We start from the raw sequence: 13,930 nt of genomic DNA, 5'->3' as shown, positions 1-13,930 counted from the left end.
CTGTTTTATAGGAACAATTTACCACACATATGTTCGTATTTCAATAGGAAAGGAGATTTTTCCCAAGACATTTACTTAATTACCCATTCTCCCTTGATCTGCCTGTAGAAACGATAATCTTGTTTCAGGTCAGTGTCCAGTAGTAACTTCGCTTCCTTCAAAAGTTCATTCAACGGCATAACCGCTTCAAGAGATTCTGAGATTACAATAATGGGATACGATGAGTGCCGTAATGAAGCAGGCAAGTAACTGGTATCTCCACGGATCACCAATACATTTCTGGATTCCGCTCCAATCTCAACCCTGCCCGTAAAGGGATAAGGAGCGGCATGAATTTGAAACGCTTTTTGTTTATCCCGCATGGCGCAGCAAAACTGAAAAAACACTAAATGGGACAAAATCTGTTCCATTGTCCATGTTCTCCAGAATTCATGTGACCATTCCAGGTTGAGTAATTGCGCTGTTCGTGGGCCAATCGTATAGATTGGGATCGTGTTCTTGTTCTTGAGAAGCAGGTGCTGAATCAGCTTCTTCTCAGCTAACATGCGCCGGACTTGATGTCGTTTCCACTGGAATAGACGCCCCATTTGAACACTTCCCATGCAGCCAATCAAACCAAGCGATCTGAGACCGTCTGCTTCGGTAGCAGCTCGTAATGGAGCATATCCCGGTACAAGCTCCTCCGGAAATGAAGCAGGTTTAAACGTCCATTCATGTGTAATCGAGAAGGGTGATGTTTTCATACAAAGCTCCTTTCTAAAACTAAGTGAGGAAAGAGGCGAGAATCGCCCCTTTCACTTTTTGGGAATAATCCGCCCATAAATCCGCTCTTGCTTTGGATCAACCCCGCGGACCCGAATATAGACTGTGTCGCCCCGCTTCACTTTTCCAAACCGGATATGCGGAACCAGAGCATCGACTCCGCGCTCAAGATTAACGAAAATGCCGTACTCCATTACACCGGATACCTTACCTTTGTAGGTTCCTTTGGATACATATCGTTTTACGCAATCCGGCCATGGACTTTTCTCTGTTGCCTTCTTGCTAACCTTCACGATTTTATTTTCTTTATCCAGTTCTACCACCTTTACTTTGAGGTGATCCCCGGCGGTAACTTCTTCACGAAGATCATCTACCCATCCATAACCATATTCCTGAACCGGCAGCTCCGTTGTAATACCGCCAATATCCAGCATCAATACCTTGGGAGTAACATTACGTACTACCGCTGTAATTACCGCATCTTGCTCCAGCCATTTCCACGTCAAACCTTCCATATGTTCCAGGGCTGCTTGACGGGATGCGATGAAGGTATCTCCATCACGATCATAGCTCAGGATTTTAAAGGCAACTGGTTCTCCAAGTAAACGCCGAAATTCATGGGCATCCTTCGTACCAGAGAAATCCTGTGGGATATATCCTCTGACTCCACCGACTAATACCACGCCACACAGCTTGTTAAGCTTTGGCTCAAGACCAATTAGTTCAGCTTGCAATACAAGATCATTCTGCCGGGCACTATAAATCTGTGCCCAGCCTTCATCATAGCTGCTCTGCTCCAACTTTTCCTCGTTATAACCTTCAATCAACACTTTCTTTAACTCTTCACTCATGTTCATTACCTCCATAAATTTGTTTTTGGATGTTTTTGGATATTTGAAAAACCTCAACACAATTAGCGCTGAGGTTCTTACTCAAATGGATCTTCTTCTGTGTTTGTCGTTGTGTGATCGAAATCATCTTCGTCTACATACGGTTCATCTTGGATAGGGTCAGATATAAATTTCAAACGAGAAGTAAAAGTTTCTTGATTAGGCTGCGCATCGAATGCCACATTTCCATGTTCAAGTTTAGCGCCCCTGCTCTTGATTACGGCACCAAATCCTCTCCACCATCGCCGCTTTACTTCCCATTCCCGCCGCTCTTTCCAGTCCCTCGGAACAAATGAACCTTTGCCTATTTTCGGCGGTAAAGGTGTGCCATCGTCCAGCAGCTTCGCCACGTAATGGAATTTGGGTAGTCCATCCATCATCTGCGTGTAAAAAATACGGTCTTCTTCCTTTTCCGTGTCCCGGTAGTTCTCCGGCAAAAAGTTAGGGAGTAATAATTGCTGTTTAAATGTGCTTTGACGCATTATGATTTGTTTTTTCCCAAATTCCCGACTAAATTCAACAGCATCTTGATAAGATAGCCCGCCAAAAGCGATTTTGTTTCGGCAACTCGTCATAATGGATTGCTTCATGGCCTTAGCGTTGATCTTGCCAGATTCGACTTCTAGCTGCCCCAAAGACTGGATAGCAAATATTCCGGCTGTTCGATACTCCGCTGCAATGGATAAGAACAACTCCACATCGGGATTAATATATCGGGAATACTCATCCACGATCATAAAATGCGGTACGCGCGTGCGCTCTGTGCCCGGCCTGCGGAATGTTCCGCTCTGCAAATGCATAACGACGAACTGACCAAAGGCATCCCCGGCTTTCCGCAATTTACCCATGGCCGTATTTACGGCTAATACACCGCCAGAAGCAAAATGCTTGTCCATGTCGAAATCGGATTGTCCAGTCAAGATTGGCTCCAGATGCCGGTTAGACGTTAAGTTCTCAAGCTGGGCGCGAAGCCCGATAACAAACTGCTGATATTTTTCCTTCTGTGCCCCAAGCAGTTCCGATTGGAAAAACTGAACCAGATCGGATTCACCCTCTTTAAAACGAAGTTCCTGTACCTTATCCTCCAGCATTCGTTGATCTCGCATCGTTCGGAGTACATCGCCCAGGTTAACATCATCCAAGTAAAGACGTTTTAAAAGCTTGGTAATATTCCGTCCGGCAAGCTCCTGCACTGTAGCAAAAAATGCTTCCTGTTTCCCGAACATAGATTTAAGGACAGTAACCGTAGCTTCTGCTACGTCGTCCTCGTCGCCTTTCATCACCGGAAACCGCGCGCTATGAGTTATTGTGGGATCAACATGGACACAGGGCATATCCATTGCATCACACATTTCTGCTACCATTGCCGCAACATCACCTTTAGGCTCCACAACAGAAAGTCCGAGTGGAACCCCCTTCTTCTTCAGAAGCAGCAACTGATAAATCATGGGCTTGAGTAAAGTGGCTGTCTTTCCACAGCGGGTAGGGCCAACAACAAGCATATGCGTGAACATATCACTGCCTCCCCATTGAATCATGCTCTCACCTTCCTTTCTATTGATTAATTTATTCAATAATTGTGGTATAATAGATTGCAAAGGGGGGTGATTTCCTTGCTTTGCACGATGAAGATCAAACTGTTGACGGATAGTGAACAACATCGAAAGTTATTGGACACCATGAAACGATTCAATGAAGCGTGTAACTACATCAGCAAAGTTTCTTTTGAATCCAAAACGTTCGGTAAAATTGGTATCCAAAAGCTTTGTTATTACGACGTCCGCGAGCGCTTCGGTCTGTCGGCGCAGTTGGTTGTCCGCTCTATCGGAAAGGTTGCAGAAAGTTACAAAACTGAACGCAAGTCCGTCCATGCCTTCCGCGAATTTGGGGCCGTCGTGTATGACCAGCGTATTCTGTCCTTCAAAGGGCTGGAGTACGCATCTATACTTACACTTGAAGGACGCATTGACGTCCCTATGATTATTAGCGCCTACCACAAAGGCGTATTGCAGGGCCGCAGGGTTCGCGGGCAAGCCGACTTGATTTTACAAGACGGATCATTTTATCTCCTCCTTGTGGTTGATTTGCCGGACGGAACACCGTTTGAGCCAGAAGGCGTAATTGGCGTTGACCTTGGTATTGCGAATATCGCTGTTGATTCCACGAGCGAAGTATTTTCTGGTTCAAAGGTTAACAGCATTCGCGCTCGTCATCGTCGTTTGCGAAAGAAACTGCAAGCGAAAGGCACCAAATCTGCTAAACGCTTGCTTAAAAAGCGTCGCCGCAAAGAACAGCGTTTTGTACGCGATATAAACCACTGCATTTCCAAGAAGATTGTTGAGAAAGCCAAAGGCACTCGGTCTATGATTGCTCTCGAAGACCTCAAAGGTATTCGGGAACGGACGGAGAAGACGGTTAAAAAGGCTCAGCGTGCGAAACATTCTTCTTGGGCGTTCTATCAGCTTCGCCAGTTTATCGAGTACAAGGCTAGACTGGCTGGTGTACCAGTGGTTTTGGTTGATCCGCGCAACACATCCCGAACATGTCCGGAATGCGGACTGATCGACAAAAAGAACCGAGCGACCAGAGATACATTCCATTGTCAATGCTGTGGGTACGCTGCTCCAGCCGACAATGTGGCTGCTCGTATAATTGCGAGCAGGGCTACTGTCATATAGCCAAACGCGGCAGATTTATTCTAGCTGCAAGCTCACGGCTTTAGCCGTGTGGTTTATGACCTCAATCCTTCATAGGTATTTCTTCACCCAAATTCAGTCGAATCTCTGTCTTGGACGAAATAAACAGACGTTTAAAACTTTTCCATCGATCGGCCGCCGTAGGTTTGACATGGACAAGTTGTTGCTTGCTCACATTGCCTCGGCGGTTTTTCAAATTGTGTTCGAGTCTGTAATTGGCAAATGTAAGGAACGAGGACAAAATGAGTGCTGCTATAAAGGCTGTGTGCACGGTTCCTGTTATCGTAAATGGAAAGGATGGAGTCGCTAAAATCTCCTCATTCAGTCTGAGACTCAACGCTATCCCAATCCAAAGTAAGCTGGTGAAGAAATAAATCAGCTTATTCTCCCGTTCTAACACCCAACCGTATAAATAGACGACTAAGCCGATGATGCTGAGTGACCAAGGAATAAATAAGGGCCAACCCGGTAAGCGCCAATACAAATAAGCCCACCCGCCAAGAGTGAGCAATAAGCTTACGAATCTGATCATGGCATATAAGTTTCCTTTCAAATCTTCGTTCAAATGAATTCAAAGGGAATTCTTTGAAATACCCACAATATCCACATGTGCTGCGGTTGATAACTCCTGCTTGTAGTGTTCAACTTCATCCTCATAACAAAAAAGAAGGACTCTTCGTCCTACTGTCTGGCTTACTCCTATGGAGTAGTTGGTTAAACATCGTTTCAAAGTCATCATGTTCATCGTCAGGAGTTCGATGACATAGGGGTCTTTCCACGGACCAATCCATTCTTTTTGCACCAGCCCGTATTCAAATCCGTATTTGCTGGAATGGCCAACTTCTTTCAGTTCTCCATATGGTTCAAGCAATTTCTGTAGCTTTAAAAACGTGTTTGTCAGGATGTATTCCCTTGTGATTTGAATCCCCCACTCATTGAACGGCAGCAAGTGAACCGGGATACCACCTGTAACTAAATTTAGCTTCTCACTCATGGTTTCAAAAGCATGTTTTACGGATACGCTCTTGTAATACACCAGGAATCCTCGCAGTTTCATGTGCTTCTTGATCTCGTTGATGATCTTGACTAGCGTTTGTTCCCTGGCATCGGGCATCAGGATGTAGATCATATAATCCCCTTTGTCACTTCTGAATCCACCGACCGTTAGATTACCACGGTTGAGATTGTATTTGCGCTTGATCTGGCGAGAGTCCATATACGGCACTTCGGGGATCTGCACGAATAGCTCGTTCGCATCCGTAATGTACTGCCGCTGTTGAATTGACAGTCCCAAATCCCTTGCACGATAGTTCTTGCTATCCAACAAGCCACGTTCTATTAACAAATCCATTCCCGCTTCGGTTAATCGGACATACGCCGCCGTGACTGTTCGACCTGCCGTTCTCTTACCATACACGTTCGTAGTTATAAGCCCTTCCTTTTTCATGACATACAACCGCTTATGTGCATACTTCTCACTTGTAAAATGCTTCATCGTAATTTGCTTCTTCGTCATTTCCCGTAGTTCATACAGTTCCTGCAATATACTCAGGTCCCGGTCTGTCCATTCACGTTGTCTTGGCATTTATCCTCCTTTCTGCTGGAAATTTACTGCCCCGCTTTCTAAGGCACATTGTCTTGTTAGTTACGGTTTATGGGTTAATTGACGGGGGGCGTAGGACGGGGTGCTCAGAGTCTAACGCTCAACTGCGTTTCGCGGTAGCCTCTTCCCACCTTTCCGCTCTAGCCTTAATTTCGTTTCGGGTACAATCCAATATCCAGCACGTATTTTTAAAAAGTTCTTTCCGAAAATAACGGGTTCAACTCATAGGGGGTGTTTATCGGGTTCAAACATACCCGAAAAATCATGGCCGGCCCGATACTTTTCACGAATATTTTCAATCATTTTCAAAGCATTTTGGGAAGGTGTAACAAAGACTTGAACATGGTTTTTACGATTAACATCCAAGAATCCAGATTCCATAATTTCCACTTCCTTCCACGAATCATCTTTGATCAATCCAGCATATCGAATCGCGTTTATTATTGCGCTACGGTTACGATTGTCCAGATCACGGATCAATAAATCCTCAAAAAAATGACAGATATAAATAAAGGCCGAACTCAGAACAGGAGTTTCTGTTTGGGAAGCCGCTACTGCTTCCATTGTGGCCTGAATAGTAGCTTGAGTGTAGTAGTCCTTAATTTGATTGCCGTAATGCTTGTCTCTCAGATAAAGAGGCAACATCCCTTGATACGAGAATTGATAAACTGGATTATCTCCCAGCATGTACGTTCTATAGATACATGGTGGATACGCCTTCGGATCAGGAGAGGTACTTTCTGGCAGCATCGTCCTCCATTCTGATAAAGCCGTTCCTAATTTGAAAGAAAGCTCTACTGCCTGTTTGTACATCTCCTCCAACTCTTCAGTTCTTTTTCGAGTACGCTGCTCCCAAAACGACATCTGATTCACTCTCCATTTTGGTTTTAATTTATATGTGCATCACTTGTCACTTTTATCTGCCGCATTATCCGCTGTACAAAGGCTTATCTGAAGCGTATCACTTCAGACTGTTTAGAAAATCAAAGGGATCAGATTTCTCTTGGGCTGTTTTTGGTGCAGGATCATCTTCAAGCAACGCCTCCAGATCGACAGCTGCCTTCTTATCCCTAGGCTTGACTCGTGCTAGCGCCTCTGCAATGGTATCTGTCTTCTGGCTTCGTTCTTCCGCTCTGCGCTCCAGTTCGGCCAGCTCTTCCGTCAATGTTTTCACGCTGTCGGGAAAATTTAACCCTGCAAACACACTATACACTGTTACTTGCCCAGGCTGATCTCCAACATAGGTAGCCACAGGGTTCTCATCCAAAATCGGGGTACTCTCGTGCAGGAATGATTGAATCTGCTCCACAAAAGCATGAGTGAACAAGCGCCTTGCCGTAGAACTATCGGCTACAATACTAACTGCGCTGCTTGTTGCGTCTTGAAGATCGTAACCGGCTGACAACTCCCCGTTTAGCACACTCTGCTTGATCGCTTCCATATAGGTTACTGGAGAAGCCAGGTCAACAGCCTGAGCGGAAAGAACGCACTTACCAATGTGTAAGCAGCCACCTGTCTTAAGCATGTTCAACCATTCCGAAGCATCAAAGTGATAGCTACCATATGGCTTGTAGCTGGCTGTGACTGTGTTCAGATCGTGGAGCAGCCGTGCCACATGGCGATTACATGATTTCATGAAATCCTCCACACTCTGATTTTTATTCAAGCCAGTTTGGAACAGCTTTTCATTGTCCACTACAACAATCGCTCCTAAGCCTTGCATCGCCCGCTTAATCACTTGCAGACGTTGCAAGGCATTGTCTAGAACCTTCCGACCTTCGTCTCGACGTGGCAACGTAAGCAACAAACCAAATCGCCCTGCAAAGCCCTTTCCATGAAGCAGACGAACAGCTTCAATAACCGCACCTGTTCCTGTACCACCGCCTAAACCACAGCAGATGAAAATGTAATCCCGGTCATTAAAGTAGCTCTGCAGTGTCTTTGCAATAATTTCCTTGTGAACATTGAATGCTTCCTGCCCAAGCTGAATATCCCGACCTACCCCACGTTCAAATCCTGGAAGCTTGATTTTCTTAATATTCGGATAATCTGGCAGTTTGAGAAGATCCATCTCATTACTGTTAATCAATAAGGCCGTATAAGGACGCTGCTCACTTTTGGCAGATAACCGCATCCCAGCACATGCATGAGCAATTGAAGTTCCTCCCATCCCTAACCCCAGAAAACCATACTTCAAACTGATATTCATTGCTCCGCTCCCTTTCGTTTGATTCGTTCTTGCATCAGCTTATATTGCCTATAGTTGAGTAGTTCTTCCCCTAATGGGGATAATGTGTATCGCTTGGATTTTGCTACTTCAGCTACCTGAACCAGCGATGCTCCTTCTAACATCGCTGCCGCTTCATCCAGCAAATGCCTTGATCTAATCGGCAACTTCTCCTGCTCTACATCAGGATGTATCTTTTTGTACAAGGCGTTGGTTACATCCCTTAGCTGCTCCTTCTGTACAGGTCGTTCTGCCATTCTAAGTGCTGCCAACATCCACATCATATTTTCGTTCTCAGCAGTAGCCGATAGTAGCGCATCCAAAATGGCTTCTCTGCTCATCAAGATCGTCTACCTCCCTTCAACCTTTAGCAAAACAAAAAAAGCCCCTACCCAATTGAGGGTAGAGGCTATTGAACGGTATTTGTTCATCTTCTTATCAATCTTCTACGTTGCTCTTCTAACATTTTGCGCATGGTTTGCTCTACTACACGATCATTTTCATCTACTAAAAAATACATCCAAAGTTCTTCTATTGTATCTGCATCCAACATGGGTAACAATTTATTCCACCAAAGTAAAACACTCATGTCATCAGACCAATCCGGTTCAGGTAACATTTTGCGTTTTAAAACTACATCTCTTAAATGTTGGAAGTAATATCGTTTTATATATCGGTCTGACAGCGTAAGTTTTTTACCGGATTGCTCTTTATATTTCAGGATACTGAGTTGTAATTCATCCTTTTTGGCTTCAATACTCTGCTCCATCTGTTCCAGCATAGCGTACTCTTCAAGTAATCTTTTCATTTCATTATCATGTAAAGGCTCGTTCAGACTCTTTTCTTCCTTACTCATCAATTGAGCACGTAATTGAGCATTGATAAGTCTGGCTTCAGCATTCATCCGTTGTATTTTAAGCTTTTCGTGCTGTAAGTACAGGTTTTCTGCATTATCTTTTAAATCGTTTAACCCATCAAATATTGACGTTTCTAAAATACTCATTTTTTTCTCCTCTCCGTTAATCCTGCCGCCAATGGCGGTGTAGGATTAACACCGCCATTTTACGCCAGGCGAAGGGCGAAATTTATTTTTATAAAAATAGAAAAAGCCAATGATTACAGAGGTTTCCTGTACATCGACTTTCAAAAAACAAAATATCAGATATTTATAAGTTTTCGACTTACGAACGAGCCTTTGCCGAACGTTCAACCTTCATTTTAGCGATGGCTTCACTGATGGTTCTGTCACGTTCTAGATTGTCACCAGGAACCGACGAGACAACATAGTGTCCATCAGTTAAACGGCGAGCTGCTTCATCAATACTCTCCTCTGGATACTTCATTCTTTCCATGATCATCACCTCTTATCTTAAGTATAACATAACCAGTTTTCTGGCGTTATCTTCATTAATAATCATTCGACCACTGCCTATAGGCGTTGCCAGCATATTTCGAGCATAATAGGCAATCAAGTGTGTCTTAGCATCAAATGCTACAAACCCCTCTAAGCCAAGATCAATGCTACGTTGACATGCAAAGGCAACTAAAGTCTCTCCTACAAAATCGAATATCTTGTCAAAGCGATTATGAGGTGCGCTTTCGATCAAATGAATATACACATGATCTACTCTTCGTTCTAACGCAATGACTCCTTGTATGTCATTATTCCCTCGAATTACTAATTTGTATAATTCTACGTTCTGGTAACTAAAATAAATACTCCAATTAAATGCCTGATCCCAGCTTTTCATACCTCGTTTTACATCTACAGGTTGCAAGGGAAGAAAGTCAACCGGATACAGTTCTCCACTTTTGACGTGCAACAGCAAATGAATTACCTCCTCAGATAACTCATCAAACAAATACGAATGGCGCACACTCCTTTCATTAAATATAAAAAGCCGATCTCTACACGGAAGATCCATGCAAAAATCGGCTTTATAAACTAAAATCAGAATTTCCATAGGTGCATATAAAAGCACAGATAAATCTTTTATCAGAGCCTTTCGGTACCCTTCTTCCCTTGTTCTAAGCAAATGTAGATTTCGGGAAATAATATACTGTCCTACTTTTTCCTCGGCTTGAAAGCCTGTAGGTGAGGCATTACACTTATTTGTCCCTAAGGGACTAAACTCTTGTCTCCAGCAAAATCGGGAGTATAGAGGTAAAAAATAATTACAAGTGTATTATAGCATTAGAAACTTGAAAGTGCAATCATATGTTCCCATAATAGAATGCTTTCTTTTTTTTACTAACTCATATTCCTCCAATTATAAATAGAAAATATGCCATTAAATAGAACGGTGCTAATGGAAGTTTTTCCATTTCACCAGCCCATTTGAAAATTATAGCAAATAGACAAGCAAACGTGAGCATAATCATTAGAAACAACATTGCTTGCTGCCAGCCAAGAGCCATACCTACGGCTGCCATTAGCTTAATATCTCCACCACCAAATGAATCAGGTTTTAAGACAGCAAATACATAAAGCAAGCCTGCTCCAATTAAAACACCTAGCAAATAATAAAAAGGTTGTTCATTATGGAATAGCCGAAATATAAGGAAATATCCAATCCCTATACCACTCAACCAATCAGGTATGATTCTATACTGCAAATCTGTATACGTGGCTACCCCTAACAGAATTATCAGCGGAATCGACTCCAGTAAATTGTTCATGTTCTTCCTCCCAACCCTCTACTACCTAACCCTCTACTAATAGAAAAAGCAGCCTCCGAAGAGACTGCTTGAGGTCGTCTATGATATAATTAAAACTGCAGCAGAAAGGCTATATGGGCGGTCGGCTAACCTCTCGCAAGGGAGGTGATGCCATGGAAGTTAAAGACGCTTTAACAATTATGATCGGTTTCAGTTCGCTAATTATCGCGCTACTGACGCTGGTAGTTACAATTGTTTTAGCGATCCTTAACCAAAAGAAATAGACCGCCCCTCCTGAGAAAAGGTTTCGGTCTTATTTCTTAATAAGCATTATCTTTTCTTAATGCCGAACCGCCCTTAAAAGCGGCTGTTGCAGGGGACGGTTACCGCCGCCCCTTTCTTATTTTTATTATAAATCTGAAATTACATACATGCAATGCCCTTATTTGTACCACTCCGATGTATCTCGCTTCGTCTGCCAATCATCATACATGCTACCGTAAATGGTTATTTTCTTGATGATGCAAGAGGATAAGTCATTCTGTCCAGCGTGCATGGCTACAATTTTAAACGTATACTCTCCATCGGGAGCTTTGACATCCGTATAAAATTTTCGTTCATAGATGTCAAGAAACTTCGATTTGAAATGCTCTTCTGGAAGCTCCCATGTTGCTGTTTTATCATCTCCACCTGTCTTAACTAGACCAATGCTGGTCACATAATCACCGTTGGTGTCCCAAATATAGACCCTAACCTCAGTAGGCCCTTTTAGCTCACCCCCAATGGGTTTAGCCGTTCCTTCTAAGCCTTTAGGGACTTTGGTTTCCCAATCTGTGGTGTATTTTGTCGTTGCTTTGATCTCTACACCATAACCGGCACGCGTAACCTCATTTGGATTCAAACCATTTTCCTTAGCCCAAGGAATGATTTCCCATGATCCGCGACTTTCACGATCTGATTCCTTCTCTTCTTCCGGCTTCCAAGGCGGGGCTGTAGGAATTCCCTGCTTTGTATTCAGTTCAGCCGAAACGGTAAGCTTTTCATTATAGGTTACTTTTCGATTCTCCCAAATCGGGTCGCTGTAATCCGTGTAGCTTTCCGTAGAAGTATGTCGTTTACCTTCTGAGTCCGTCCAAGACACCGTTCTTGTCTTGGTTGGATAGCCTGTAATCAATGGATATGTCACATCCCACTTAGCTTCTGGCTTCGTGGTATCACAATAAGCATCGCCGCCATTTTTGGTTACAGTGCAACCCGTAACGGCTACGTTGTTTGAACGATCTTTATCTTGTTTTTCCTTCTCGGGGTCTACATGAACGCTTAAGGTATGGATACCCGTATTTCCTGTCCACTTGAAGCCGCCTACAGTAATCGGCGTATTAGCAGGCATGTTCTTTCTGGTTTCATAGATGGTCTTCTTACCATCAGCCATGAAGCGGATCAGGACATTGGAAACATCCGTAGCCCCAACGTTCTTCACTTTTGCTGTAACCGTAGACGATTGACCTACAGTCAGCGCCGCTGGGCTGGCGGTAATGGATTGGGCGATCAGATCGTTCTCTGCCCCCTTACGCTCGATTGTCCAGCCACCTTTGATCTCGTTATTATAGTATGCTTCATTCGGTGATTCCAGCGCCCTATCTGGATGATTAGGATTGTTTATCGTGACATCTGCTTTGATGTAATACGTGCCTGGATCATCACTGATTTCAATCTCGCCAAGCATGTAACTGTACTCTTTACCCACAGTAAACTGCTTTGGCAGATCCTTGTACATGGATGAGAGGTTAAAGCTAGTAGAAACCGCACCGCCGATTGTAACCTTTGCTATCATCGGCATTCCGCGTTCACTTGCATAGTCACTGGAGATAATGTCTTCATCACCGTCATAACGGAACTTAACCCAAAGCTGACCACCTTCAGTTAGCGTCAGTTTTGTTGGGACGTAATCCATATTCAGATCATCTGCTAATGTCACACTCTCTATCTGAGTACGTCCGTAGCCATCGTCTACGATAATGTCTACCTCTTTTCCAAGTACACGTGACAGCTCTTTACTAGCGATCTTAACGGTATTGCTGTATTCTGTATCGGTTGTAGTGATTGAGGTAAGCTTAACACGCTTAGTCATGTCAGGGAATGCACCTTTGGGTAACGCATAGACATCCACTTGACGCAAGCTGTTATTAACCCCAGCAGTTGTAAAGCTCACTGTAAGTTCCTCACCTTGCGTGACTTTCAAGGTCGGCCAAGCAGTAACGTTGAAATAGGCATGACCTTTTCCATCAACTTTTTGGGTGCGGTCAAACTGGACACCCATTCGGCTGACGATACCGGAGGTGCGCAGGAACCTGTAATTCCATTCCAAAACATAGTAGTAATCATGATCAGAATCATAATCCGTTCCGCGCACAGTAAAAGTTTCTCGAAAATACTGTTGTTGCTTCTGAGATACATTCATGTGACCTGACCAGACAGCATCGAATAGTTCACCTACAGCAGCCTTACTTTTGTATGTTAGGCCAAAGCCGTTTTTATCCGAGAACTCAGGATCTCCCGGTTTTTCTTTTACCGCGAATACATCGTAATTATCTATAGTTTTCTTTTGACCGTTTGCAAAACTAAAAACAGCTTGCCATTGATAAAGTTTCCAAAGGTTATCTTTTGCATCTCTACCCAATGCCGGAACAAACCCCACAAAACTATCTCCGGTTTTACCGTATTCCCATATTCCAAAGGCGTCATTTACATGCTTTTGTAACATTGGGATTCCAGCAGCGTAGACTACTGTTGATATCAGCGTACTTATTAGTAGTATTACAATGCTTACTTTTTTCTTCATTCACATTCTCCCCTACCAAAAACTGAAAAGAAAAAGAGCCTACGACCTTTAATCGCAGACTCAAAATGTAATTTGATTCGTTTAGCTTATTCTAATTTCTGTGCAAGCTTCTGTACTTCGGTCAATGGCGCCGCAGAACCATCACCAGTATTTACTACAATGGCATCGTTGACATTACTGAACAATGCCTCCAAATCTTCGTTTCCACTACTATCTAAACTTATCATATATCCTTCTTTTTCATCTCTGCCC

15 protein-coding genes are annotated in these 13,930 nt (G+C 43.6%); 2 read left to right on the top strand and 13 right to left on the bottom strand.

Annotated elements, in window-relative coordinates; all coding sequences use genetic code 11:
* Nucleotides 1-71: 71 nt before the first annotated feature.
* The 3 genes from ACL02P_RS24090 to ACL02P_RS24080 all read right to left on the bottom strand — a co-directional run bounded on the left by ACL02P_RS24090 (nucleotide 72) and on the right by ACL02P_RS24080 (nucleotide 3,190).
* A complete protein-coding gene (locus ACL02P_RS24090) occupies nucleotides 72-743 on the bottom strand; it encodes a hypothetical protein (RefSeq protein ID WP_412837288.1) in 672 nt (223 codons plus the stop codon).
* A 51-nt stretch (nucleotides 744-794) separates the two neighbouring features.
* Nucleotides 795-1,613, bottom strand: coding sequence for a S1 RNA-binding domain-containing protein (locus ACL02P_RS24085; RefSeq protein WP_232730013.1), 819 nt, complete (start codon nucleotides 1,611-1,613; stop codon nucleotides 795-797).
* A 77-nt stretch (nucleotides 1,614-1,690) separates the two neighbouring features.
* A complete protein-coding gene (locus tag ACL02P_RS24080) occupies nucleotides 1,691-3,190 on the bottom strand; it encodes a type IV secretory system conjugative DNA transfer family protein (RefSeq protein ID WP_412837289.1) in 1,500 nt (499 codons plus the stop codon).
* 66 nt (nucleotides 3,191-3,256) lie between these two features.
* Between ACL02P_RS24080 and ACL02P_RS24075 the strand changes: the two genes are divergently transcribed.
* Nucleotides 3,257-4,330, top strand: coding sequence for an RNA-guided endonuclease InsQ/TnpB family protein (locus ACL02P_RS24075; protein WP_249413056.1), 1,074 nt, complete (start codon nucleotides 3,257-3,259; stop codon nucleotides 4,328-4,330).
* Nucleotides 4,331-4,391: 61 nt separating this feature from the next.
* On the opposite strand, the gene ACL02P_RS24070 is transcribed toward ACL02P_RS24075, so the two are convergent.
* From ACL02P_RS24070 to ACL02P_RS24030, 9 genes are all read right to left on the bottom strand, one after another.
* Nucleotides 4,392-4,880 carry a hypothetical protein gene (locus ACL02P_RS24070; RefSeq protein ID WP_412838232.1) on the bottom strand — a complete coding sequence of 163 codons (489 nt, stop codon included), beginning with the start codon at nucleotides 4,878-4,880 and terminating at the stop codon, nucleotides 4,392-4,394.
* A 39-nt stretch (nucleotides 4,881-4,919) separates the two neighbouring features.
* Entirely contained in the window at nucleotides 4,920-5,933 is a 1,014-nt protein-coding gene (locus ACL02P_RS24065; protein ID WP_412838231.1) for a hypothetical protein, read from the bottom strand.
* Between the two features lie 240 nt (nucleotides 5,934-6,173).
* Nucleotides 6,174-6,815 carry a hypothetical protein gene (locus ACL02P_RS24060; RefSeq protein WP_412838230.1) on the bottom strand — a complete coding sequence of 214 codons (642 nt, stop codon included), beginning with the start codon at nucleotides 6,813-6,815 and terminating at the stop codon, nucleotides 6,174-6,176.
* 97 nt (nucleotides 6,816-6,912) lie between these two features.
* The gene (locus tag ACL02P_RS24055) at nucleotides 6,913-8,160 is read right to left on the bottom strand and encodes a plasmid replication protein (RefSeq protein WP_009225509.1); all 1,248 of its coding nucleotides are present in this window, start codon (nucleotides 8,158-8,160) and stop codon (nucleotides 6,913-6,915) included.
* Nucleotides 8,157-8,522, bottom strand: a complete 366-nt coding sequence (locus ACL02P_RS24050) for a hypothetical protein (RefSeq protein WP_009225510.1) — start codon at nucleotides 8,520-8,522, stop codon at nucleotides 8,157-8,159. Before ACL02P_RS24050 ends, ACL02P_RS24055 begins: the two co-directional genes overlap by 4 nt.
* An 83-nt stretch (nucleotides 8,523-8,605) precedes the next feature.
* Nucleotides 8,606-9,181 carry a hypothetical protein gene (locus ACL02P_RS24045; RefSeq protein ID WP_412838229.1) on the bottom strand — a complete coding sequence of 192 codons (576 nt, stop codon included), beginning with the start codon at nucleotides 9,179-9,181 and terminating at the stop codon, nucleotides 8,606-8,608.
* Nucleotides 9,182-9,359: 178 nt separating this feature from the next.
* The gene (locus tag ACL02P_RS24040; protein WP_198524802.1) at nucleotides 9,360-9,530 is read right to left on the bottom strand and encodes a hypothetical protein; all 171 of its coding nucleotides are present in this window, start codon (nucleotides 9,528-9,530) and stop codon (nucleotides 9,360-9,362) included.
* A gap of 12 nt (nucleotides 9,531-9,542) precedes the next feature.
* On the bottom strand, nucleotides 9,543-10,007 hold the full coding sequence (locus ACL02P_RS24035; RefSeq protein ID WP_068786910.1) for a hypothetical protein: 465 nt from the start codon (nucleotides 10,005-10,007) through the stop codon (nucleotides 9,543-9,545).
* Between the two features lie 427 nt (nucleotides 10,008-10,434).
* On the bottom strand, nucleotides 10,435-10,857 hold the full coding sequence (locus tag ACL02P_RS24030; RefSeq protein WP_412838228.1) for a prepilin peptidase: 423 nt from the start codon (nucleotides 10,855-10,857) through the stop codon (nucleotides 10,435-10,437).
* Nucleotides 10,858-11,009: 152 nt separating this feature from the next.
* Between ACL02P_RS24030 and ACL02P_RS24025 the strand changes: the two genes are divergently transcribed.
* Nucleotides 11,010-11,120 (top strand): putative holin-like toxin, encoded by a 111-nt coding sequence (locus ACL02P_RS24025; RefSeq protein WP_197070091.1) that lies wholly within the window; start codon nucleotides 11,010-11,012, stop codon nucleotides 11,118-11,120.
* Nucleotides 11,121-11,278: 158 nt separating this feature from the next.
* Here ACL02P_RS24025 and ACL02P_RS24020 read toward each other — a convergent pair whose 3' ends face one another.
* Nucleotides 11,279-13,678 carry a CARDB domain-containing protein gene (locus ACL02P_RS24020; protein WP_412838227.1) on the bottom strand — a complete coding sequence of 800 codons (2,400 nt, stop codon included), beginning with the start codon at nucleotides 13,676-13,678 and terminating at the stop codon, nucleotides 11,279-11,281.
* Between the last annotated feature and the right edge of the window lie 252 nt (nucleotides 13,679-13,930).

Source organism: Paenibacillus sp. MB22_1 (genome assembly GCF_047200555.1).
Taxonomy (GTDB): domain Bacteria; phylum Bacillota; class Bacilli; order Paenibacillales; family Paenibacillaceae; genus Fontibacillus; species Fontibacillus phoenicis.
This window is presented reverse-complemented; position numbering and strand designations above follow the sequence as displayed.

What these genes read in the sequence shown, in the direction of transcription:
- ACL02P_RS24030 (WP_412838228.1), bottom strand. Translation starts at nt 10,857, where the DNA reads ATGAACAATTTACTGGAGTCGATTCCGCTGATAATTCTGTTAGGGGTA.
- ACL02P_RS24080 (WP_412837289.1), bottom strand. Translation starts at nt 3,190, where the DNA reads ATGATTCAATGGGGAGGCAGTGATATGTTCACGCATATGCTTGTTGTT.
- ACL02P_RS24045 (WP_412838229.1), bottom strand. Translation starts at nt 9,181, where the DNA reads ATGAGTATTTTAGAAACGTCAATATTTGATGGGTTAAACGATTTAAAA.
- ACL02P_RS24020 (WP_412838227.1), bottom strand. Translation starts at nt 13,678, where the DNA reads ATGAAGAAAAAAGTAAGCATTGTAATACTACTAATAAGTACGCTGATA.
- ACL02P_RS24085 (WP_232730013.1), bottom strand. Translation starts at nt 1,613, where the DNA reads ATGAGTGAAGAGTTAAAGAAAGTGTTGATTGAAGGTTATAACGAGGAA.
- ACL02P_RS24090 (WP_412837288.1), bottom strand. Translation starts at nt 743, where the DNA reads ATGAAAACATCACCCTTCTCGATTACACATGAATGGACGTTTAAACCT.
- ACL02P_RS24060 (WP_412838230.1), bottom strand. Translation starts at nt 6,815, where the DNA reads ATGTCGTTTTGGGAGCAGCGTACTCGAAAAAGAACTGAAGAGTTGGAG.
- ACL02P_RS24070 (WP_412838232.1), bottom strand. Translation starts at nt 4,880, where the DNA reads ATGATCAGATTCGTAAGCTTATTGCTCACTCTTGGCGGGTGGGCTTAT.
- ACL02P_RS24025 (WP_197070091.1), top strand. Translation starts at nt 11,010, where the DNA reads ATGGAAGTTAAAGACGCTTTAACAATTATGATCGGTTTCAGTTCGCTA.
- ACL02P_RS24040 (WP_198524802.1), bottom strand. Translation starts at nt 9,530, where the DNA reads ATGGAAAGAATGAAGTATCCAGAGGAGAGTATTGATGAAGCAGCTCGC.
- ACL02P_RS24055 (WP_009225509.1), bottom strand. Translation starts at nt 8,160, where the DNA reads ATGAATATCAGTTTGAAGTATGGTTTTCTGGGGTTAGGGATGGGAGGA.
- ACL02P_RS24065 (WP_412838231.1), bottom strand. Translation starts at nt 5,933, where the DNA reads ATGCCAAGACAACGTGAATGGACAGACCGGGACCTGAGTATATTGCAG.